The organism is uncultured Methylobacterium sp. (assembly GCF_964251405.1).
GTDB lineage: Bacteria > Pseudomonadota > Alphaproteobacteria > Rhizobiales > Beijerinckiaceae > Methylobacterium.
Genome location: NZ_CAXUJR010000001.1, coordinates 19,431 through 40,500, shown reverse-complemented (window position 1 = coordinate 40,500; position 21,070 = coordinate 19,431). Strand labels below are relative to the sequence as shown.

At 67.6% G+C, this 21,070-nt stretch carries 18 protein-coding genes; 13 read left to right on the top strand and 5 right to left on the bottom strand.

All coding sequences use genetic code 11. From position 1 onward, the window contains the following. Both glyS and ACFE7U_RS00190 read left to right on the top strand, forming a co-directional pair. Positions 1–1,154, top strand: a 1,154-nt coding sequence (glyS, locus tag ACFE7U_RS00195; RefSeq protein WP_375407708.1) for a glycine--tRNA ligase subunit beta, incomplete at its 5' end; no start/stop codon positions are given. Positions 1,155–1,324: 170 nt separating this feature from the next. After that, on the top strand, positions 1,325–1,561 hold the full coding sequence (locus ACFE7U_RS00190) for a hypothetical protein (RefSeq protein WP_375407707.1): 237 nt from the start codon (positions 1,325–1,327) through the stop codon (positions 1,559–1,561). Between the two features lie 43 nt (positions 1,562–1,604). Here ACFE7U_RS00190 and ACFE7U_RS00185 read toward each other — a convergent pair whose 3' ends face one another. Then, positions 1,605–2,132 (bottom strand): GNAT family N-acetyltransferase, encoded by a 528-nt coding sequence (locus ACFE7U_RS00185; RefSeq protein WP_375407706.1) that lies wholly within the window; start codon positions 2,130–2,132, stop codon positions 1,605–1,607. Between the two features lie 694 nt (positions 2,133–2,826). On the opposite strand from ACFE7U_RS00185, the gene ACFE7U_RS00180 reads away from it, so the two are divergent. The 6 genes from ACFE7U_RS00180 (at position 2,827) to ACFE7U_RS00155 (ending at position 9,185) form a co-directional block, all read left to right on the top strand. Continuing rightward, positions 2,827–3,993 carry a type III PLP-dependent enzyme gene (locus ACFE7U_RS00180; RefSeq protein WP_375407705.1) on the top strand — a complete coding sequence of 389 codons (1,167 nt, stop codon included), beginning with the start codon at positions 2,827–2,829 and terminating at the stop codon, positions 3,991–3,993. Between the two features lie 115 nt (positions 3,994–4,108). Continuing rightward, positions 4,109–4,648, top strand: a complete 540-nt coding sequence (locus ACFE7U_RS00175; RefSeq protein WP_375407704.1) for a GNAT family N-acetyltransferase — start codon at positions 4,109–4,111, stop codon at positions 4,646–4,648. Positions 4,649–5,063: 415 nt separating this feature from the next. Beyond that, complete coding sequence (locus tag ACFE7U_RS00170; protein ID WP_375407703.1) at positions 5,064–6,509, top strand: homospermidine synthase; 1,446 nt, start codon at positions 5,064–5,066, stop codon at positions 6,507–6,509. An 81-nt stretch (positions 6,510–6,590) separates the two neighbouring features. Next, positions 6,591–6,770: a hypothetical protein gene (locus tag ACFE7U_RS00165; RefSeq protein ID WP_375407702.1), complete on the top strand. Its 180-nt coding sequence runs from the start codon at positions 6,591–6,593 to the stop codon at positions 6,768–6,770. A 21-nt stretch (positions 6,771–6,791) separates the two neighbouring features. Then, positions 6,792–7,133, top strand: a complete 342-nt coding sequence (locus ACFE7U_RS00160; protein WP_375407701.1) for a hypothetical protein — start codon at positions 6,792–6,794, stop codon at positions 7,131–7,133. Positions 7,134–7,187: 54 nt separating this feature from the next. Beyond that, a complete protein-coding gene (locus tag ACFE7U_RS00155; protein WP_375407700.1) occupies positions 7,188–9,185 on the top strand; it encodes an SDR family NAD(P)-dependent oxidoreductase in 1,998 nt (665 codons plus the stop codon). A gap of 16 nt (positions 9,186–9,201) precedes the next feature. Here the strand turns inward: ACFE7U_RS00155 and ACFE7U_RS00150 are convergent, their stop codons facing one another. The 3 genes from ACFE7U_RS00150 to ACFE7U_RS00140 all read right to left on the bottom strand — a co-directional run bounded on the left by ACFE7U_RS00150 (position 9,202) and on the right by ACFE7U_RS00140 (position 13,328). Then, positions 9,202–10,146 carry an NAD-dependent epimerase/dehydratase family protein gene (locus ACFE7U_RS00150; RefSeq protein ID WP_375407699.1) on the bottom strand — a complete coding sequence of 315 codons (945 nt, stop codon included), beginning with the start codon at positions 10,144–10,146 and terminating at the stop codon, positions 9,202–9,204. Then, entirely contained in the window at positions 10,143–11,171 is a 1,029-nt protein-coding gene (locus ACFE7U_RS00145) for a glycosyl transferase (RefSeq protein WP_375407698.1), read from the bottom strand. Before ACFE7U_RS00145 ends, ACFE7U_RS00150 begins: the two co-directional genes overlap by 4 nt. Positions 11,172–11,246: 75 nt before the next feature. After that, positions 11,247–13,328: a protein meaA gene (locus ACFE7U_RS00140; protein WP_375407697.1), complete on the bottom strand. Its 2,082-nt coding sequence runs from the start codon at positions 13,326–13,328 to the stop codon at positions 11,247–11,249. Between the two features lie 361 nt (positions 13,329–13,689). Here ACFE7U_RS00140 and ccrA point away from each other — a divergent pair, with 361 nt between their 5' ends. Further along, on the top strand, positions 13,690–14,973 hold the full coding sequence (ccrA, locus tag ACFE7U_RS00135; protein WP_375407696.1) for a crotonyl-CoA carboxylase/reductase: 1,284 nt from the start codon (positions 13,690–13,692) through the stop codon (positions 14,971–14,973). A 163-nt stretch (positions 14,974–15,136) separates the two neighbouring features. On the opposite strand, the gene ACFE7U_RS00130 is transcribed toward ccrA, so the two are convergent. Continuing rightward, complete coding sequence (locus tag ACFE7U_RS00130) at positions 15,137–16,117, bottom strand: quinone oxidoreductase (RefSeq protein WP_375407695.1); 981 nt, start codon at positions 16,115–16,117, stop codon at positions 15,137–15,139. A gap of 409 nt (positions 16,118–16,526) precedes the next feature. Between ACFE7U_RS00130 and ACFE7U_RS00125 the strand changes: the two genes are divergently transcribed. From ACFE7U_RS00125 to ACFE7U_RS00110, 4 genes are all read left to right on the top strand, one after another. Then, positions 16,527–17,483: an alpha/beta fold hydrolase gene (locus tag ACFE7U_RS00125; RefSeq protein WP_375407694.1), complete on the top strand. Its 957-nt coding sequence runs from the start codon at positions 16,527–16,529 to the stop codon at positions 17,481–17,483. 246 nt (positions 17,484–17,729) lie between these two features. Then, positions 17,730–19,337, top strand: a complete 1,608-nt coding sequence (gene fliF, locus ACFE7U_RS00120) for a flagellar basal-body MS-ring/collar protein FliF (RefSeq protein WP_375407693.1) — start codon at positions 17,730–17,732, stop codon at positions 19,335–19,337. A 57-nt stretch (positions 19,338–19,394) separates the two neighbouring features. Then, the gene (fliG, locus tag ACFE7U_RS00115; protein ID WP_375407692.1) at positions 19,395–20,447 is read left to right on the top strand and encodes a flagellar motor switch protein FliG; all 1,053 of its coding nucleotides are present in this window, start codon (positions 19,395–19,397) and stop codon (positions 20,445–20,447) included. After that, the gene (locus tag ACFE7U_RS00110) at positions 20,444–21,061 is read left to right on the top strand and encodes a flagellar assembly protein FliH (protein WP_375407691.1); all 618 of its coding nucleotides are present in this window, start codon (positions 20,444–20,446) and stop codon (positions 21,059–21,061) included. The genes fliG and ACFE7U_RS00110 overlap by 4 nt, the downstream gene beginning before the upstream one ends. Positions 21,062–21,070 lie beyond the last annotated feature (9 nt).

The following is a 21,070-nucleotide window of genomic DNA, read 5'->3' as shown; positions in this document are numbered from 1 at the left end:
AGCTCGAAGACCGGCTGGGCAAGCTCGACACCATCGTGTTCCACGAGAAGCTCGGGACGCAGGGCGAGCGGGTGCAGCGCACCGCAAAGCTCGCTAGGCATCTGACGGACTTTATTCAAGCCGATCCAATGCTCATCGAGCGGGCTGCCAAGCTCGCAAAAACCGATCTGGTCACCGAGATGGTCGGTGAATTTCCCGAACTTCAGGGTCTCATGGGCCGAAAGTACGCGGCCTTGCAGGGCGAGGATCCGAGCGTCGCCGCAGCGATCGAGGAACATTACAAGCCCGTTGGCCCGACTGATTGTGTGCCCACGGGGGCGGTTTCCGTCGCGTTGGCTCTGGCGGACAAGCTCGACATCCTAGCAGGGTTCTGGTCGATCAATGAGAAGCCGACTGGGAGCAAGGATCCCTATGCTCTTCGGCGTGCGGCGCTTGGAGTCATTCGGCTCATTCTCGAAAACGATCTACGCTTGCCGCTCGTCAAGGCCGTGTTCGACGAGGCGTTCCATGCTCACGGTCTTCGGAAGGTCGTGATTCTCGATATCGCCGGCCTTTCAGACGAAGACCTGGCACGCGCTCAGAAATCCGCGAGCGAGGAGTCCATCGTCGATCCGATGGAAGCCGATCTTCTCTCATTTTTCGCTGACCGCCTCAAAGTCTACCTCCGCGACCAAGGCGCCCGGCACGACCTCATCGACGCCGTCTTCTCCCTTCCGGGCCAGGACGACCTCCTCATGGTGGTCCGTCGCGTCGAAGTCCTCGGACAATTCCTCGACACCGACGACGGCAGGAACTTGCTCGCCGGCTACAAGCGCGCGGCCAACATCCTGCGCATCGAGGAGAAGAAGGACGGCCGAACCTACGAGGCCGAGCCGGACCGGGCTCTGATCGCGGATTCCGGCGAGACAGAGGAGCGCGCTCTGTCCGACGCTCTGACGGCCGCACGGGAGGCAGCGTCTGCGGCGGTGGCGGCGGAAGACTTTGCCGGCGCGATGCGGGCGCTCTCGACTCTGCGCGCGCCGGTCGATGCATTCTTCGGAACGGTGACCGTCAACGCCGACGACCCGCGCCTGCGCGAAAACCGCCTCTCCCTCCTCAACGCCCTACGCGCAGCGACGCGCGCAGTCGCGGATTTCTCGAAGATCGAGGGGTAGACCAGCCCCCTCTCCCCGCCGGGCGGGGAGAGGGGAAGCGCATTACCCTTCCGATCATCCGAAAGCCGCATGCGACGGCCCCTGGACGAATTCCGCAATCCGACGCGAGACAAACCGGAACGGTACGGGCTCTCGCGTCGTTACGGCGCAACATCCTGATGGAGAGATGCATGCGTTATTCAATCCTAGCCGTTGCCGTGTTGGCCCTCTCGGGCGTCTCCGCCGCCCAGGCTCAGACCACCGTCATCGAGCGTGGCGGCCCCGATCGCGTCGTCGTCGATCGGCCCTCGTCCGAGTCCAAGACCGTCGAGCGCCGCGAGACCAGCGATGGCTGCCGCACCAAGACCGTGACCAAGGAGAACGAGGTCGGCGACCGTAAGTCGGTCACCAAGGAAAGCTGCGATTGATCCTGTCAATCTCGTCCCTCTCCCCTGCTAGGGGAGAGGGCCTCTAGAGCGCCTTCTCGTAGCGCCAGGCTTCCATCCCGTCCTCGTAGTAATCCGGGATGACGGCGAAGCGGACGTAGCCGTGGCGCTCGTACAGTCGGATGCCGGCACCGTTGTCGGCGCGGACCTCCAGGCGCAGGGCCGTGCAGCCGTGGGAGCGGGCATCCGTTTCCGCAGCTTCGAGCATGATGCCGCCGAGCCCGGACCCCGTGCGGGTCGGCGAGACCGCGATCGACGAGAGACGCGAGCTGCGCGTGCCGCGCCGCCGCTCGAGCGTCGCCGCCGCCACAAGGATTTCCGAGCCCGGTCCGTCTTCCGCCAGAGCCACCAGCACCGTCATGCTGCCGGAGCGGATGGCGTGGCGGATCGCCCGGCGTTCGGCCTGGTCGCTGGCGAAGGCCGCGTATTCCAGTGCGACTAAAGCATCGAGGTCGTCCGGCGTCGCGAGACGGATCGTCGGTGCGGACGCGCGTGACGTGACCGGCAGCGTAGTCCTCTCCTTGGCGGCGGCGGAGCGGGTTTGCACGGTCATGGTCCTGGGCTCTGGTAACGGCCCCCGGGGGATCGCCGGGTCCCGGGATGGGGTCCCGGCTGTCATGGCGGCTTGATGACCCGTCCGACCTCGCTTGGGAAGGCCTAACCCGAAGGCGCGGCGTTTCTGCAACAGGCGACCCCGGGACGAGGATTTTTTGTGCTGAGCCGGCTGTTTGTCCTTGTGACGGAAACGGGCCGCCCGTATATCGCTCTTGCCCAATTTCGCACGTGCCTGTGGCCGCGTGTCGGTTGGTGGGCATCCGGCCAACTGCCGGACAGCCGCCAGGGGTCTTAAAGGATCGATGGTTGAGAGGGTGGATCCCCTCCGGCCGGCATCCAGGTGGCAACACCGGACCCCGACAACAACCGGCAGCCGGAGGCGAAACCGGCGAACCCCGCTCTCCACGGGGGACGCAGCTTAAAGCAACGACGAACGGGCTTTTTTGGTCTCGTCGGCCCTCCAAAGGCCGGCACCGAAGAGGCTTGTTTCTCTTTGCCCGGCGTGCGGTAGGGAACCCTTACCAATCCACGGCAGCTTCCGGGTGCTCTCGCGCCCGCGATCGACGCGTGTCTCCAAAGCACGCGACGCGTCGCGACGCAGCGCCCCCAGACGCCGGACGGCTGCGTGCCGTCCAGATTTCGACAACGCGTCCCGCGTGAGGGCGCCTGCGAACCTGTGGGTTGGAAACGTCATGACCGATCGCATCCGCGACTTCCTGCGCGCTCGCCGCGACATGGGCCAAGACGAAGGCCCCGTCATGGTTCTCGACCTCGATGTCGTGCGTGACAACTACACCGCTTTCAGCCGCGCTCTCCCCGACACGCGCGTGTTCTACGCGGTCAAGGCGAATCCGGCGCCGGAAGTGTTGCGTCTGCTTGCCGAGATGGGCTCCTGCTTCGACACCGCCTCCGTGGTCGAGGTCGAGATGGCCCTCGCCAGCGGCGCCACCGCCGACCGCATCTCGTTCGGCAACACCATCAAGAAGGAGCGCTGCATCGGGCGCGCGCTCAAGCTCGGCGTGCGCCTGTTTGCCGTCGATTGCGAGGCCGAGGTCGAGAAGGTCGCCCGCGCGGCTGACGCCGCCAACGTGGACCTCGCCGACGTTCAGGTGTTCTGCCGCATCCTCTGCGACGGCGCCGGGGCCGAATGGCCGCTGTCGCGCAAGTTCGGCTGCATACCCGAGATGGCCTTGGACGTGCTGGAGCACGCCTATCGGCAGGGGCTGACCGCCTATGGCGTCTCCTTCCACGTCGGCTCGCAGCAGGGGAACACCGGCGCCTGGGACGGCGCGCTCGCCTCCGCCGCCATGATCTTCCGCGAATGCGCCGATCGCGGCATCGCGCTCGCGATGGTCAATCTCGGCGGCGGCTTCCCGACCAAGTACCTCAAGGCGGTGCCCGGCGTGGAATCCTACGGCGACGCGATCTTCCGCGCGCTCACCAAGCATTTCGGCAATCAGCTCCCCGAGACCATCATCGAGCCGGGCCGCGGCATGGTCGGTAATGCCGGCATGATCGAGGCCGAGGTCGTGCTGGTGTCGAAGAAGTCCGACGCCGAGGACGAGGTTCGCTGGGTCTATCTCGACATCGGCAAGTTCGGAGGGCTCGCCGAGACCATGGACGAGTCGATCCGCTACGCGATCCGCACCGACCACGACGAGGACCGCATGAGCCCTTGCGTGCTCGCCGGGCCGACCTGCGATTCCGCCGACGTGCTCTACGAGAAGGTGCCCTACCCGCTGCCGATCTCGCTCTCCATCGGCGACAAGGTGCTTATCGAGGGTGCCGGCGCCTACACCACCACCTATGCGGCAGTGGCGTTCAACGGCTTCCCGCCCCTGCAGCAATACGTGATCTGACGCGATGCCCCCGCGGGCTTGCCCGCGGGATCGACCGAGCCCGGACGGACGGCCCCGGAACGGGCCGCCGCGCGGTTTGTTTCGTCTCCCGCCAGACCATGGGAAGGCTTGGGCCGTGATCGAGATCCGTCAGGAACAGTTCGGCGACGTCGTTGCCCGCGAGCGGCTCCTCGATGCCTGCTTCGGTCTGGGCCGAATCGCCAAGACCAGCGAGCGCCTGCGCGCGGGCCGGCTTCCGGCCGACGGCCTTGCCTTCTCGGCGGAGAGGAGCGGCCGCATCGTCGGCACATTGCGGCTCTGGCACGTGGAAGCCGGGCGCAGCCGTGCCGCGTTGCTCCTCGGGCCTCAGGCGGTCGATCCCGCGCTTCAGGGTTGCGGTCTCGGCACCAGGCTGATGTGGACGGCTCTGGCGAGGGCCGAAGCCCTTGGCCACGGTGGCGTATTGCTCATCGGCGACGCACCGTATTATGCGCGGTTCGGCTTTTCCGGTTCCCTGGTCGAGGGTCTGGCCATGCCGGGTCCGTTCGAGCGTGCTCGTTTCCTTGGACTCAACTTGCGCCGCGGCACCCTCGACGGCGCCACCGGCACCCTGCGGGCGACCGGAGCATGGGACGTCAGAACCGAGGAGCGGGTGGCGCGACGAGAAGCGGCCTGATTAGGCGGCGTCACCGCGCCGCCGCATCACACGCTCTTGGTGTCGATGCCAAGCGTTGAGGAGGGCGGCGGCGAGGGTGAGGATACCCGGGTCGCGATCGACGACCTCTTCGACAGGCTTCGGAAAGGTGGATGCAAGGACTGCCAGCATGGTCTGCTGCTGAGCGGGTTCCGGTTCGGTCACCGCTTTGTTGCAGTGCAATATCGGTCCATGACCCTCCGACCCGCAACCGCCCGACACCGCGGGACCGCCATGCAGTCGCTTCATAGACCGGTCGCGATTGCGTCGGCATCGGCGTGACCGCGGTTGACCGCCGGCGGCGGGGCCTCCACTGAGCCCGTCGCTCATTCGTCATTCCCGCCGGCTAAGTCGGCGAACTCCGGATTCGGAGAGAAGCAGAAGGATTGTCCGCGCCATGACCGACTCCACCCCCTCCTGGCCGGTGCATGGTCGCATCAGCGGCCCTATCGTGATGATCGGCTTCGGATCAATCGGCCGCGGCACCCTTCCGCTGATCGAGCGCCACTTCGAGTACGACAAGGCCCGCTTCACCGTGATCGAGCCCTCGGACGCGCACAGGGCGCTTGCCGACAAGCACGGCCTGCGCTTCGAGCAGGTGGCGCTCACCCGGGAGAACTACCGCGATGTCCTGACTCCGCTTCTCACCGAGGGCGGCGGCCAGGGCTTCTGCGTGAACGTGTCCGTCGATACCTCTTCCCGCGCCATCCTGGAGCTCTGCCGCGAGCTCGGATGCCTCTACATCGATACCGTAGCCGAGCCCTGGCCGGGTTTCTATTTCGACAAGTCGAAGAGCCAGGGCGACCGCACCAACTACGCCCTGCGCCAAGACATCCTCGACGCCCGCACCGCGGCACCCGGCGGGACGACCGCGGTGTCCTGCTGTGGCGCCAATCCCGGCATGGTGTCCTGGTTCGTGAAGCAGGGCCTTCTCAACGTCGCCGCGGATCTCGGCCTGTCGGCGCCCGAGCCGAAGTCCCGCGCCGAGTGGGCGGCGCTGATGCGCGAGGTCGGCGTCAAGGGCATCCACATCGCCGAGCGCGACACCCAGCGCGCCAAGACCCCGAAGCCACAGGGCGTGTTCGTCAACACCTGGTCGGTGGAGGGCTTCGTCTCCGAGGGCAACCAGCCGGCCGAGCTCGGCTGGGGCACCCACGAGACCTGGAAGCCCGACAATGCCCGCGAGCAAACGAGCGGCTCGCGCTGCGCGATCTACCTGCTCCAGCCGGGCGCCGACACCCGCGTGCGCTCGTGGACGCCGACTGCGCAGTCGCAGTTCGGTTTCCTCGTGACCCATAACGAGGCGATCTCGATCTCGGACTACTACACCGTGCTCGAAGGCGAGCGCGCCGCCTACCGGCCGACCTGCCACTACGCCTACCATCCGGCGGGCGACGCCGTGCTCTCGCTTCATGAGATGTTCGGCAATGCTGCGGTCGTGCAGGAGACGCACCACATCCTGGACGAGACCGAGATCGTCGACGGCATCGACGAGCTCGGCGTGCTCCTCTACGGCCACGCCAAGAACGCCTACTGGTTCGGCTCGCAGCTCTCGATCGAGGAGACGCGCCGCATCGCGCCCTACCAGAACGCCACGGGCCTTCAGGTGACCTCGGCGGTGCTCGCCGGCATGGTCTGGGCGCTGGAGAACCCGGAAGCCGGCATTGTCGAGGCCGACGAGATGGACTTCCGCCGCTGCCTCGACGTGCAGATGCCGTATCTTGGCCCGGTCGTCGGCGTCTACACCGACTGGACCCCGCTCACAGGACGTCCGGGACTGTTCCCCGAGGACATCGACGAGAGCGACCCCTGGCAGTTCCGCAACGTGCTGGTGCACGGCTGATCGACTTTGCGCACGGAGCCGTCCGCCGTTGCGGGCGGTTCCGGCCGTGATACCATGGCGGCCTGAACGGGAGCATCCGCGATGGCAGTGGCGGTTCCGCGCGAGACCCGGATCGAGGTGTTCGCCCGTCGCGACCCGCAGGGGCGGGACCGGGAGGTGGTCGGTCTCGATGGAGTCGTCGATTTGCCCGAACTCGGCGCTGCCGTCGCGGTCCGCGACGTGTACACAAATATCGTCTTGCGAGCCGCCGCTTCGCCCTGAACGCCTGCACCAGGTTCTGCCTTGCCACATTTCGAAGATGTCTATGCCGACAAGCTGCGCGGTTCCCTGGGCGTCACCGACGCCGAATCTGTGCTCGACCTGCGCGGCACCAATCGCCCGACGGCCGAGGCCTCGCTGAAAGAGATGATCGAGCGCAGCCGTTTCGCGAAAGGCAAGACCGTGGCGATCCGCCTCGATCCGCCTCCCGAGGGCGGCGGCGAGACCCTGTTCCAGCCCACGGGTCGCCTGCTCCTCGATGCCAAGCGCAGGGGCTGGGTCGAGCGTCTTCAGACCCTGCCGGCAGGGGATGGGCTCGGCTTCTACGTTTCGCTGGCCGGCAAGCCGCAACGCGCGGAAGACTAGGCGCCCGCGTTGACATCGCCCGATGCCGCGCCGATACCGCCGGCCGGGCGGCCCATGCAGCAGCGTACTTACAAACTGGCGGTGATGATCGCCCACGATCTTGTGGCGACCGCGCTGGCCGTGATCCTCACCTTCGTGTTCCGCTTCGACGGCGTCCTTCTCGCCGAGCGGCTGCACGCGTTGCCGCTGCTGCTTCCGCCTTTCGTCCTCTTCGCCGGCTTCGTCTACGCGCGGTTCAAGCTCTACCGGACGAAGTGGCGCTTCGCGTCGCTGCCGGATCTTGCCGGGATCGTGCGCGCAGCGAGCGTGCTCGCACTCACCCTCCTGGTGATCGACTACGTGCTCGTCTCCTCGACGATGTACGGATTCTACTTCTTCGGGAAGATCGCGATCGGGCTGTATTGGGTGCTGCAGGTCTTCCTGCTCGGGGGCATGCGGCTCGCGTTCCGATATTTCAAATACGCCCGCTCGCGTCAGGTACAGGCCCGCAACCCGTCGACGCCCACCCTCCTCCTTGGCCGTGGCTCCGACATCGAGATCATCCTCCGGGCGATCGAGGCCGGCTCGATCCGCCGCCTCGCGCCCAAGGGCATCCTGTCGCCGCGCGCCGACGAGGCCGGCCAGATCATGCGCGGCGTTCCCGTTCTCGGAGGGTTTAGCGATCTCGAAGGGGTCGTCGCCGGTCTGGCGGAGCGGGGGACGCCGGTCCGGCGCCTGGTGGCGACCCCGAGTGCCTTGGCACCGGAGGCAGAGCCCGACGACCTCATCGCCCGCGCCCGAAGGCTCGGCTTGCCCCTGTCCCGCGCCACCAGCCTGGGTGACGGCATGCGCGACACCGAACTCGCGCCCCTCGAGATCGAGGACCTGTTGCTGCGTCCCGCCGTGGAGATCGACCGGCCGCGATTGGAGCGTTTCCTGGCCGGCTCGCGGGTCGTCGTGACCGGCGGCGGCGGATCGATCGGTGCCGAGATCTGCGTCCGCGCCGTCGCCTTCGGCGCCAGCGCCGTTCTCGTCGTGGAAAGTTCGGAACCGGCGCTCCACGGCGTGCTCAACCAGCCCGCCATCCTCGATGCCGACGCCGAAGTCACGGGCGCGCTCGCCGATATCCGTGACGCCGAACGTCTGCACGACGTCTTGCGGGAGTTCCGGCCCGACTACGTCTTTCATGCCGCCGCCCTGAAGCAGGTGCCCTATCTCGAGCGTGACTGGACCGAAGGGATCAAGACCAACGTCTTCGGCTCGATCAACGTGGCGCAGGCGACGATCGCCGTCCGGGCGCGCGCCATGGTGATGATCTCCACCGACAAGGCGATCGAGCCGGTCTCGCAGCTCGGCGTCACCAAGCGCTTCGCCGAGATGGTGGCGCAGGCCTACGATGCCGCGCAATCGGCGCGGCCGGATGCAGAACCGACTCGCCTGATCGCGGTGCGCTTCGGGAACGTGCTCGGCTCGGTCGGCTCGGTGGTGCCGGTCTTCAAGGCGCAGATCGCCCGCGGCGGCCCGGTGACCGTAACTCATCCCGACATGGTCCGGTACTTCATGACCGTGCGCGAAGCCGCCGACCTCGTGCTCACGGCAGCGTCCCATGCCGACCACGAGGGGCGGGCGCTCGAAGCCGCGGGGCCGGACCAGCGCGCGGCCGTCTACGTCCTCAAGATGGGTCAGCCCGTGCGCATCCGCGATCTCGCCGAGCGCATGATCCGGCTCGCCGGCTTCGAGCCCGGAGAGGACATCGAGATCGAGGTCACGGGCACGCGCCGCGGTGAGCGCCTGAACGAGATCCTGTTCGCGCGGGAAGAGCCCCGCTTGTCGCTCGACGGCATCGATGGCGTCATGGCGGCCAAGCCCGTCTTTGCCGACCGACTCGTGCTCGACGGATGGATCGCGCGTCTGCACGCGGCCGTGAATTCGGGCGACCGGGCGGCGGCGGAGGCGGTCTTCGAGGAGGCGATCCCGGATTTTCGGCTCCGCGACACACCTGCCGCACGACCCGAGACGATCTCGTGCTCACCGCAGATCCGGGTCCAGGGGCCGGCTGCCGCCCCGGCCTGACCCGATCGGCATCGGGCTACCGGCCAGCCGCGGCGTCGTCGAGCGTCGAGCGGGCGAGGGACGCAAGACCGTCACGACTGGTTGTGCGCGGAACCCATCCGAGCGCCGAGAGGCCATCGGACCGGGCGACGAGGTCCGTCGCGATGCGGGCGAAAGCCTCGTGTCGTCCCGCGAGGCGACAGGCGATGTCGATGAGGGCCGTCGGGCAAGGTATCGTCCCGGGGCGTCGCCCGAGCCCCCTCCGCAGGGCCGCGACCATCTGCGGAAGGGTCAGGGGATCGGGCTCGGCGAGGATGAGCGGGCTCGACAGGCGTTCCGGTGCCCTCAGAACCGTCACGACGGCGTCGGACAGGCTGTCGAGCGAGACCAGCGACCGGCGTCCCGCGATGCTCCCGAGAGGTAGGGGATAGGGAGAAGCGGCCAGCCGCATGAGGGCGGCCATGTTGCCTTTCACGCCTTCGCCGTACACCAGCACCGGACGCAGGGCGACCCAATCGAGCCCGATCTCGGAGAGGGCCGTCTCGGCATCGAGCTTGGAGCGGCCATAGGCATCGGTGGGCGCGGCGACGTCGGTCTCAGCCACGATCCCCTGAGCGCTTGGGCCCGTCTGAGCCCTGATCGATGACAGAAAGACGAAACGGCGGACCCTGGCCCTGGCGGCAGCCTCGCCCAGCCGCCGCGTCGCATCGGTATTCGAGGCTCGGTAGTCGTCCTCGGGCGTGCCGGACATGGCATGGGCCAGTCCCGCGGAGTGGACGACCGCGTCGACATCGGCCAGCGCGGCGGCCATGTTCATCGGCCGGGTCAGATCACCGACGACAGCGCCGCTCGCGCCGGGCGGAAGCTCCACCGGCCGCCGCAGCAGCACGCGCACGCGGTATCCCTGCGCCGACAGGCTGCGCAGGAGATGGCGCCCGATGAAGCCGGTGGCTCCGGTGAGCGCGATGAACTGTCCGCTCAAAGCCGCATGCCCTCTTGCCGTCCGGGGGCGACATCGCGGGGCCGCGAGAATCCCCGCAAGACCAGCGCCACCGCGCCGGCGCCCGCGATCAAGGCCGCGACGGTGACGGGCCAGGACGGCCAAAACAAGGTCATGCCCGCAAGTGCCGCCAGCCACAGATTGAGGAGGAAGACCCGCGCCACCACCGCCATCACCGTCAGGCCGTTGACCGTGGCGCGTTGGTAGTAGTGGCCCCGGTGCGCCTCCCAGACCCGCTCGCCCCGCGCAGCCCGGCCCAGGAGGGTCAAGGTCGCGTCGGCAAGATAGTAGAGGGGCAGGAGGACGGCCGCCGCAAACGCGCCGTGCAGCGCGAGGCGATAAAGCAACCAGGCGACGAGGAGCCCGATCGGCAGCGACCCCACGTCCCCGAGGAAGAGTTTGGCCACGGGCCGATTGAACGGGGCGAACCCGAGCAGCGCCCCGAAGAGCGCTGCGGCGGCGAGGACCGGCAGCGGGTCGAGACCACCCCACAAGCCAAACAGCGCGAGAGCGGCCGAGACCGGAACGACTTCGGCGACCGTCATCCAGTCGAGCCCGTCCATGAAGTTGGTGAGGTTCACGAACCAGAGCCCCGCGAGCACGGCCAGCGCTCGTTCCAGCAGGAGCGGCATCTCCGGCAGGAGACGGCCGCCGACCGCGAGGACGAGACCCGTCACGACGAGTGCCTGGAAGCCGAGCCGCAACGAGGCGGGCAGCGGGCGAACGTCGTCGACCGCTCCGAGGACGGCAAGGGCAAGCGCCGCATGGGCGAGGACGAGGGCTTCCATCGTGGCAACGCCGGCACCCGCGAAGGCGAGGAGGGCGCCGGAAACGAGCACGGCGAGGACGATGGCGATGCCACCGCCCTGCGGCGTCGGCACCCGGTGGCTGGAGCGGGCATTCGGCCGGGCCAGGGCGTAGCGCACCAGCAGCGGGCGCAGGAGCAGGATGAGAAGCGCAGTCAGGCCGGCGGCCAGCGGAACAGCGACGAGCGGCGCGATGGGCATCGGGGACGGTGGTCCGCTTCACGTCCGGGACAAACGGGGAAAGCCCCTCCCCTCCGTGGGGAGGATGGATGGCTCTCAGAACACCTTCTCGACGCCGTCGCGCGGTGTCGAGCCCGCCACACCGGCCGCGGCGTCGGCGCGCTCGGCAGCCTGCTTGTCCAGCGCCCGCCCGACCACCTTGGCGATCCCGATCATGATCGTGTCGAGGATGTAGTCCTTCGGCGTGTAGACCGCCGTCACGCCCATGTTCTTGAGCACGAGTTCGTCGTCCGGCGAGATGATGCCGCCGACGACCACCGGCACGTGATCGAGGCCGGCCTCGCGCATGCGGGCTTTGACGTCGCGCACCAGCGGCACATGGGAGCCCGACAGGATCGAGAGGCCGACGACGTGGGCGCCGGTCTCCTTCGCCTTGGCGACGATCTCGGCCGGCGTCTGGCGAATGCCGTCATAGGTGACGTCGAAGCCGACGTCGCGGGCGCGGAGCGCGATCTGCTCGGCGCCGTTGGAATGGCCGTCGAGACCGGGCTTGCCCACCACCATCCTGGGCTGCTCGCCCAATCGGTCGCCGAGGTCGGCGATGAGGAGCTTGGCCTCCTCCGCCGCCCCCGACGAGACCGTTTCCCTGGTGACGCCGGTGGGCGCGCGGTACTCGCCGAACACCTGGCGCAGGCGCCCGCCCCATTCGCCGGTGGTGACGCCGGCCTTCGCGGCGGCGATCGAGACCGGCATGATGTTGGCGCCCGAGCGCGCCGCCGCCTCGAGGTCTTCGAGGGCCTTGTCGACGGCGCGGTTGTCGCGCTTTTTGCGCCAGGCGCGGATACCCTGCTCGGCCTCCATCTCGACGGTCTCGGAGACCGTGAAGATCGCCCCCTCCCCGGCCGTCAGCGGCGAAGGTTCGCCAGCCTGGAACTTGTTGACGCCGACGACGACCTGGTCGCCGGCCTCGATCGCCGAGATGCGCTTGGCGTTGGATTCGACGAGCGCGCGCTTGAGAGCTCCCGTCTCCACCGCCGCTACCGCGCCGCCGATGCCGCCGATATGTTCCAGCGCCGCCCGGGTCTGCGTCTTCAGCTCCTCGACCTTGGCGTCGATGACCGTCGAGCCGTCGAAGATGTCGTCGTATTCCAGGAGATCCGTCTCGAAGGCGAGGATCTGCTGCATGCGCATGGACCATTGCTGGTCCCAGGGCCGGGGCAGCCCGAGCGCCTCGTTCCAGGCCGGCAACTGCACCGCGCGGGCGCGGGCACGTTTCGACAGCGTGACCGCGAGCATCTCGATGAGGATGCGGTGGACGTTGTTCTCGGGCTGCTGCTCCGTCAGCCCGAGGGAATTGACCTGGACGCCATAGCGAAAGATGCGCTTCTTCGGGTCGGTGATGCCGTAGCGCTCCTGGGCGATCTCGTCCCAGAGTTCGGAGAATGCGCGCATCTTGCAGATCTCGGTGACGAATCGCATGCCGGCATTCACGAAGAACGAGATGCGGCTGAACACGTCGGCGAAGCTCGCCTCGTCGAATTCGGGATCGTCGCGCACGGTGTCGAGCACCGCGATGGCGATGGCAAGCGCGTAGGAGAGTTCCTGCACCGGCGTCGCCCCCGCCTCCTGCAGGTGGTAGGAGCAGACGTTCATCGGATTCCACTTCGGCACCTCCTTGGTCGTGAACAGGATCACGTCCTTGGTCAGCCGGAGGCTCGGTGCGGGCGGGAACACGTAGGTGCCGCGCGACAGGTATTCCTTGATGATGTCGTTCTGCGTGGTGCCCTGGAGCCCGGCGAACGGTACGCCCTGCTCCTCCGCGACAGCGAGGTAGAGCGAGAGCAGCCACGGCGCCGTGGCGTTGATCGTCATCGAGGTGTTCATCTGGCTGAGCGGGATGGCGTCGAACAATGCCCGCATGTCGCCGAGATGCGCGATCGAGACGCCGACCTTGCCGACTTCGCCCCGCGCCAGTTCGTGGTCGGGATCGTAGCCGGTCTGCGTGGGCAGGTCGAAGGCGACCGAGAGGCCGGTCTGGCCCTTGGCGAGGTTGCCGCGATAGAGCGCGTTCGACTCCTTGGCGTTGGAATGCCCGGCATAGGTCCGGATGATCCAAGGCTTGTCGCGCTTGACCTCCTCGTCGCGCTTGACCTCGGCGACGGTCGCGTTTGCGCTCATTCCAGGTAGCTCCGTCTGGACGAATTGTGGCGCAGGGCGGCCCTGCCGGATGTGCGGCACCCTAGCCAAGGTGTGACCGCCCGTCATCTGGCCCGGAAGGATCGAGCACGCTGCTGGCGACGGAAATCTTGGAAAAATTGTTCGCTGAACGATGAAGCGAATTGACGTTCTGTTGCTCCTGGATGGGCTTCTCCCTCTGGTCCAGAGGGGCAGATCGCTGAAATATTACATACCTTGCGGGAAAGGAGCGCGACACGGCATTCTATGCTGTGACAGGCGGGTTTCATCGACTTTCTAGGGTCTTGGAGCGCCTTCCGTTCGTCGATATAGGGTCGGCTCAGAACAGGGCAGGAGAGCCAAAATGTCGGCAGGTGCGGGGTTGAATCAGACCGGGGGCAAGGACCTCTACGAACTCGGCGAGATCCCGCCGCTCGGTCACGTGCCGGCCAAGATGTATGCCTGGGCGATCCGGCGCGAGCGCCACGGGCCGCCGGAGGAGTCCTTCCAGGTCGAGGTCCTGCCGACCTGGTCGATCGGCGACGACGAGGTGCTCGTCTACGTCATGGCCGCCGGCATCAACTACAACGGCGTCTGGGCGGGCCTGGGCGAGCCGATCTCGCCCTTCGACGTCCACAAGGCCGAGTACCACATCGCCGGCTCCGACGCCTCCGGCATCGTCTGGGCGGTCGGCGCCAAGGTGAAGCGCTGGAAGGTCGGCGACGAGGTCATCATCCACTGCAACCAGGACGACGGCGACGACGAGGAGTGCAACGGCGGCGACCCGATGTTCTCGCCGTCCCAGCGCATCTGGGGCTACGAGACCGGGGACGGATCCTTCGCGCAGTTCTGCCGGGTGCAGTCGCGCCAGCTCATGCCGCGCCCCAAGCACCTGACCTGGGAGGAAGGCGCCTGCTACACGCTCACCCTCGCCACCGCCTACCGGATGCTGTTCGGCCACGCCCCCCACACCGTGCGGCCCGGCCAGAACGTGCTGATCTGGGGCGCGTCGGGAGGCCTCGGCGTGTTCGGCGTGCAGCTCTGTGCGGCGTCGGGCGCCAACGCCATCGCGGTGATCTCGGACGAGTCGAAGCGCGACTACGTAATGAGCTTGGGCGCCAAGGGCGTCATCAACCGCAAGGATTTCGACTGCTGGGGGCAGCTGCCGAAGGTGAATTCGCCTGAATTCCACGCCTGGACCAAGGAAGCGCGCAAGTTCGGCAAGGCGATCTGGGACATCACCGGCAAGGGCAACGACGTCGACATCGTGTTCGAGCATCCTGGCGAGGCGACCTTCCCGGTCTCGGCGCTGGTGGTGAAGCGCGGCGGCATGGTGGTGTTCTGCGCCGGCACGACGGGCTTCAACATCACCTTCGACGCCCGCTACGTCTGGATGCGTCAGAAGCGCATCCAAGGCTCGCATTTCGCCCATCTCAAGCAGGCCTCGGCGGCGAACCAGTTCGTGCTCGACCAGCGCATCGACCCCTGCATGAGCGAGGTCTATCCCTGGGACAAGATCCCTCACGCCCACACCAAGATGTGGAAGAACCAGCATCCGCCCGGCAACATGGCCTGCCTCGTCAACGCACCCCGCGCGGGCCTGCGGACCCTGGAGGACGTGATCGAGGCCGGGCCGCTGAAGCGCTGAGCCGGCAGAAACGGAGTTGCGGAAAGGCCTTCGACCATCACGGTCGAAGGCCTTTTTTGGTTCGATGGCTCGCCGACCACAGAAGGTCGACGCAGACGAGCGAAGCCGGCCCCTCGTTCGGCAGCCTCTTCTCGCTCCGTGACAGTCCTGCCGGCTTCCTCGGTCAGGGGAGGATCAGGATGGCGCCCACGACACGGCGGGCCTCTGCGGCCTCGTGCGCCTCCGCCACGCGGTCGAGCGGAAAACGCTGGCCGATGTCGACCTGAACATGCCCTTTGGCGATGGCATCGAAGAGGTCGGCCGCGTTCGCGCGGAAGATCCCGGTATCGGCGTTATGGGGGAAGACCGAGGGCCGTGTCAGGAACAGGCACCCCTTCTTGTTCAGCATCTCAGGCTCGATCGCCGGTGGGGTACCCGAGGAGGCACCGTAGGAGACGACGAGCCCGAACGGGGCCGCGCAATCGAGAGACCTGACCAAGGTATCCTTGCCGATCGCGTCGTAGACGACGCGCGCCTTGCGTCCGCCCGTGGCCTTGAGGAACGCCTGCGGCCATTCGGGGTCGTTGAGGTCCACGACGGCCTTGCACCCGGCCGCGAGCGCAGCGTCGCGCTTTTCCGGAGATCCGGTCGTGCCGATGACGGTCGCGCCGAGCGCGGTGGCCCACCGGGTCAGGATCTGGCCGACGCCGCCCGCCGCCGAATGGACCAGCAGGAGGTCGCCGGCCTGGACCGCATGCGTCTTCCGGAGAAGGTACTGGGCCGTCATGCCCTTGAAGAGGAGCGAGGCGGCGGCCTCGTCGCCGACCGAGTCCGGCAGCACCACGAGCTTGTCCGCTAGGACGTTGCGCCGGTCGGCATAGGCGCCGACGCCGGCGTTCATATAGGCGACCCGATCGCCGACCTTGATGTCGGCGACGCCCGGTCCGGTCTCGTCGACGATTCCGGCAGCCTCGAACCCGAGCCCGGTCGGCAGTGGGAGGGGATAGGCGCCTCTGCGCTGGTAGATATCGATGAAATTGAAGCCGATCGCGGTCTGGCGTAGTTGAACCTCGCCTCCGCCGGGCGACGACAGGTCGTCGCTCACGACAGCCATGACTTGCGGCGCTCCGTGATCCTTGATCACGACCCTGCGTCTGGTCGACATGGAAGGTCTCCTTCGGTCCGCTCGTTTTTTGGGGCGTTCCGCCGAGCCAATACGTCACCTTCGAGGAGCTGTCCTCCCATATCGGCCGGCAGACCGAGACGGGCCCAGGGCTTCCACGTGGCGTGAAGCGAGAACGTCGCCTCCGACCCACCAGGATCGTGGTCGACGTGAGAGACGGTTCTGCCGAAGGTAAAGACGTATGAAAGATTTAGACAGCCAATAAGCGTGCGCATCGACGCCTTCCGGTTTAAGCTTAGCAAGTAAATCGTCGGGTTAAAACGACGTTTGCGGGGTCGTTGACTGAGGTATCCGGGGAACGATAGGCGGCGGGGGCGGTTGCCGTTGGTGCGGCGCAACATGGACGGCTCTTCTTCCCCGTTTGCGCGCAATCCCCGACTGGAAGCATCCCATGGCTCATCGCCCGCTCATGACTCATCCCGCAACCCTGGCCGGCCTGGGCGCCGCTGCCCTCGGCGTGACGGCTCTCGTCGTGAGTATCCGCGCCCGGCAGGCGGAGAAGGACAACCCACCGACCGGGCGGCTCATCGACGTCGACGGGGTGCGGGTCCATTACGCCGAGCTCGGACGAGGTGAGCCCCTGGTGCTCCTGCACGGCAACGGCAGCATGCTCCAGGACTTCATGTCGAGCGGGTTTGTCAGGGAAGCGGCGAAGAGCTATCGCGTCATCGCCTTCGACAGGCCGGGCTACGGCTATAGCGACCGTCCGCGCAGCACGATCTGGACGCCGGCCGCGCAGGCGGAGCTCCTGCGCTCCGCGCTCCACCAGATCGGCGTGGCCCGCGCCCTCGTCCTCGGTCACTCATGGGGCGCATCGGTCGCCATCGCGCTGGCTCTCGACCATCCGGAGATGGTCCGTGGGCTCATCCTGGAGAGCGGCTACTACTACGCCTCGGTTCGCGCCGACGTCGTCCTGATGTCGGGGCCTGCCGTTCCGCTCGTCGGCGACATCCTGCGCTACACGGTCTCGCCACCAGTCGCGCGCCTGATGTGGCCGGCCATGATCCGCAAGCTGTTCAGTCCCGCGCCGGTGGCGGCGACGTTTGCGGGCGTCCCGTCCGAAATGGCGATCAGGCCATCGCAGCTCAGGGCCAGCGCCGCGGAATCCGCATTGATGATCCCCGACGCCGTGGCGGTTCAGGGCCGTTACGGAGAGCTCGAAATGCCGATCGCCATCGTGGCAGGCTCCGGAGACAAGATCGTCGATGTCGACGATCAGGCCGTACGCCTCCATCGCGAACTTCCGACGAGCAGCCTGCATGTGGTCGAGGGCTGTGGGCACATGGTGCATCACACCGCCCCCCGCGACGTGATGGCGGCCGTCGACGCGGTCGCGCTCGCGGCTTGACCTCACGGGCGGGATCGCGACCGAGGCCCGGCCCCGACGCGATGTCGGAGGCGAATGCGCCGGCACGGCGCGGAAAACAGAATCCGGCCCGATCTCCTAACGGGCCGGCAACTCTCCCGGCATGTTTCGTCCTGCCCGGACCGCGATCGCCCAATTCGTTAACCGCCCGCTAACCACGACCCAGGCAAATTTTGCCGAGCGGTCCGGGTTCGTCCGAGCCGCCGTTCGGGGTGGGTTCGTCGCGTCGTGAAATCGGTCCTCGATCTGGTGACCAAGCTGGGACCGGCGCGGCTTGCGGCCATGGCGGCCGTGACGCTGACGCTGATCGGCTTCTTCGCCTTCGTGATCCTGCGCGTCTCGAAGCCCGACATGGGCGTCCTGTTCGCCGATCTCTCGATGCAGGATTCGAGCGCCGTCATCCGCGACCTCGATGCGCGCGGCATCAAGTACGAGACCAAGGGCGATGCCGGGCAGACCATCATGGCTCCGCGCGCCGACCTGCCGCGGCTGCGCATGGATCTCGCCGGCAAGGGGCTGCCGAGTGCCACCGGCGTCGGCTACGAGATCTTCGACAAGGGCGACGCCTTCTCGTCCACCAACTTCGTCCAGAACGTGAACCACCTGCGTGCGCTGGAGGGTGAACTGTCCCGCTCGATCCGCGCCATCGGCCGGGTCCAGGCCGCCCGCGTCCACCTCGTCATGCCCGAGCGGCGCCTGTTCGAGCGCGACCGCCAGGCTCCGAGCGCCGCCATCGTCCTCAAGCTCATGGGCGACCTCGACACCTCCCAGGTGCGGGCGATCCGGCATCTGGCGGCCTCCGCCGTAGAGGGGCTGAAGCCCGACCGCGTCTCCATCGTCGACGAGCGCGGACGGCTGCTCGCCGACGGCGCCCGCGGACCCGAAGCCGAGACCGGCATCGGCATGGAGGAGAAGCAGACCGGGATCGAGCGCCGGCTGCGCTCGCAGATCGAGGAGATCGTCGCCGGCATCGTCGGCGCGGGCCGCGCCCGCATCCAGGTCAGCGCAGAGCTCGACGCCAACCGTATCGAAAGCCGCTCAGAGACCTTCGATCCCGAGAGCCGGGTCGTCCGCTCGACCCAGACCCGGTCCGAGACCTCGCAGACCAGTGCCGCCGAGGGTGCCACCACCGTCGGCAACGAGTTGCCCGGAACCGACAAGTCGGGTGCCAACCAGGGGCCGAAGGACGCATCCAACAAGAACGAGGAGACCACCAACTACGAGATCTCCCGGGTCACCAAGACCGAGGTGGTCGAGGGCGGCCGCATCAAGCGCCTGTCCGTGGCCGTAGTGGTGGACGGCGCCTATGCGCCCGGCCCCGACGGCAAGCCGACCTACCAGCCGCGCCCGAATGCCGAGATGGACCGCATCGCCGCCCTCGTCCGCTCGGCGATCGGCTTCGACAAGGGCCGCGGCGATCAGGTCGAGGTCGTGAACCTGCGCTTTGCCGAGACGCCCCAGCCGGCCGAATTCACCGAGCCCTCGCTCTTGCAGACGCTGATGTCGCCGAGCAAGGAGGAGATCCTGCGGATCGTCGAGCTCGCCGTCCTCGCCCTCCTGACCATGATTGTCCTCATGGCGGTGGTCCGGCCGCTCGTCCGCCGTGTGCTGACGCCAGAGCCGGTTCTGCCGAAGCTCACCATGGCCGCCGCCCTGGCCGGTGGGGACGCCGGCGAGAAGCTGGTGCCGCGCGAGAACAAGACCGCCCAGCTCGTCGATTTCGCGCAGCTCAACGGCAAGGTCCAGGCCGAGACCGTTCAGCGAGTCGTCGACATGGTGCGCGCGAGCCCCGGCGAGACCGTGGAGGTCCTGCGCAACTGGATCCAGGACAATTGAGACCCATGGCGATGGCGTGGTCGGTGTTTCCGTTCGGTTGTGTGAGGAGTTGACGGCATGTCCTCGGGGTTGAACGTCACGAAGGAGCTGAGCTCGCTCGGGGGTGCCGGTTTCGCGGCGATGCCGGGCGCACAGCGCGCCGCTGCGCTCCTCCTTCTGCTTGGCGAAACCGAAGGGGCGCCGATCTGGCAGCTCCTCGAGGAGGAGGAGATCAAGAAGGTCTCGCACGCCATGGTCCAGCTCGGCTCGCTCGAAGCCGAGACCGTCGAGAATCTCATCGTCGACTTCGTCTCGCGTCTCTCCTCGGGCGGCGGCATCACCTCGAACTTCGAGCGCACCGAGTCGCTGCTCCTCAAGATCTTCCCGACCGACCAGGTCTCCTCGATCATGGCGGAGATCAAGGGCGCCTCGGGCAAGCGCGTCTGGGCGAGCCTGACCCAGATCGACCCCGAGATTCTCGCCTCGTTCCTGCGCAACGAGTACCCGCAGACGGTGGCGGTGGTGCTCTCCAAGGTCCGCGCCGAGTACGCCGCCAAGGTGCTCACGATCCTGCCGGAAGAGTTCGCGATCGACGTCCTCAACCGGATGCTGCGCATGGAGACGGTGCAGAAAGAGGCCCTGCGCCACATCGAGGAGACGCTGCGCGTCGAGTTCGTCTCGACCATCGCGCAGACCACGCGCCGCGACGCGCACGAACTCATGGCCGACGTCTTCAACGCCTTCGACAGGCAGACGGAGGGGCGCTTCCTGTCGGCGCTCGACCAGGCCAATCGCGGCTCGGCCAAGAAGATCCGCCAGCTCATGTTCACCTTCGAGGACCTGCTCAAGCTCGATCCGGGCTCCGTCCAGACGCTCCTGCGCAAGGTCGACAACGACACTCTCTGCCGCGCGCTCAAGGGCGCGGACGAGCGCGTGCGCAGCTTCTTCCTCGGCAACATGTCGACGCGGGCAGCCAAGAACATCACCGACGAGATGGGATCGCTCGGACCCATCCGCCTCAAGGACGTCGACGAGGCCCAGGCCAAGATGACCGAGCTCGCCAAGGAACTGGCCGAGAAGGGCGAGATCATGATCGCCAAGTCGAGCGGCGAAGAGGAGCTGGTCTATTGAACGCCCCTCGCTTCCTGTTCGACACCGACTTCCGCCGTCCCGACGGCGGAGCCCATGCCGCGAAGGAAGCCGCGGCGCTTGCGGAAGCCGCCGCTCAGGCCCATGCCCGCGGCGTCCAGGAGGGCCGCGCCCAGGCTGAGCATCAGGCGCAAGCGCGGCTCGCGGACGCGATCACGCGGCTCGGGCTCGCCGCCGCCGGCCTCCTCGGACAATCCGATGCCCGCGATGCCGAGCGCGAGGACGAGGCCATGGCCTTCGCGATGGCGCTGGCACGCAAGATCGCCGGCGACGCCCTCGACTCACAGCCCCTCGAGGCGATCGCGGATGCGGCGCGCGCCGCCCTGCAGCATCTGCGCGGCGTCCCCCACCTCGTCGTGCGGGTCCATGACAGCCTCCTCGACGATGCCGAGGCCCTGGTGAAGCGGCTCGCGCGCGAGCGCGGCTTCGAGGGCCGCCTCGTCGTTCTCGGCGAGCCCAATCTCGCGCCCGGCGATGCCCGGATGGAGTGGGCCGACGGCGGCGTGGTGCGCGACCGCGCCCGCATCGAGGCTGCGATCCTCGAAACCCTCGGCCATCCCGCGGGCTCCCCGCCCCCCGATTCCTGTCCCGTCTGAACCCGCGAG

What these genes read in the sequence shown, in the direction of transcription:
- ACFE7U_RS00190 (WP_375407707.1), top strand. Translation starts at nt 1,325, where the DNA reads ATGCGTTATTCAATCCTAGCCGTTGCCGTGTTGGCCCTCTCGGGCGTC.
- ACFE7U_RS00185 (WP_375407706.1), bottom strand. Translation starts at nt 2,132, where the DNA reads ATGACCGTGCAAACCCGCTCCGCCGCCGCCAAGGAGAGGACTACGCTG.
- ACFE7U_RS00180 (WP_375407705.1), top strand. Translation starts at nt 2,827, where the DNA reads ATGACCGATCGCATCCGCGACTTCCTGCGCGCTCGCCGCGACATGGGC.
- ACFE7U_RS00170 (WP_375407703.1), top strand. Translation starts at nt 5,064, where the DNA reads ATGACCGACTCCACCCCCTCCTGGCCGGTGCATGGTCGCATCAGCGGC.
- ACFE7U_RS00165 (WP_375407702.1), top strand. Translation starts at nt 6,591, where the DNA reads ATGGCAGTGGCGGTTCCGCGCGAGACCCGGATCGAGGTGTTCGCCCGT.
- ACFE7U_RS00155 (WP_375407700.1), top strand. Translation starts at nt 7,188, where the DNA reads ATGCAGCAGCGTACTTACAAACTGGCGGTGATGATCGCCCACGATCTT.
- ACFE7U_RS00145 (WP_375407698.1), bottom strand. Translation starts at nt 11,171, where the DNA reads ATGCCCATCGCGCCGCTCGTCGCTGTTCCGCTGGCCGCCGGCCTGACT.
- ACFE7U_RS00140 (WP_375407697.1), bottom strand. Translation starts at nt 13,328, where the DNA reads ATGAGCGCAAACGCGACCGTCGCCGAGGTCAAGCGCGACGAGGAGGTC.
- ccrA (WP_375407696.1), top strand. Translation starts at nt 13,690, where the DNA reads ATGTCGGCAGGTGCGGGGTTGAATCAGACCGGGGGCAAGGACCTCTAC.
- ACFE7U_RS00130 (WP_375407695.1), bottom strand. Translation starts at nt 16,117, where the DNA reads ATGTCGACCAGACGCAGGGTCGTGATCAAGGATCACGGAGCGCCGCAA.
- ACFE7U_RS00125 (WP_375407694.1), top strand. Translation starts at nt 16,527, where the DNA reads ATGGCTCATCGCCCGCTCATGACTCATCCCGCAACCCTGGCCGGCCTG.
- fliG (WP_375407692.1), top strand. Translation starts at nt 19,395, where the DNA reads ATGTCCTCGGGGTTGAACGTCACGAAGGAGCTGAGCTCGCTCGGGGGT.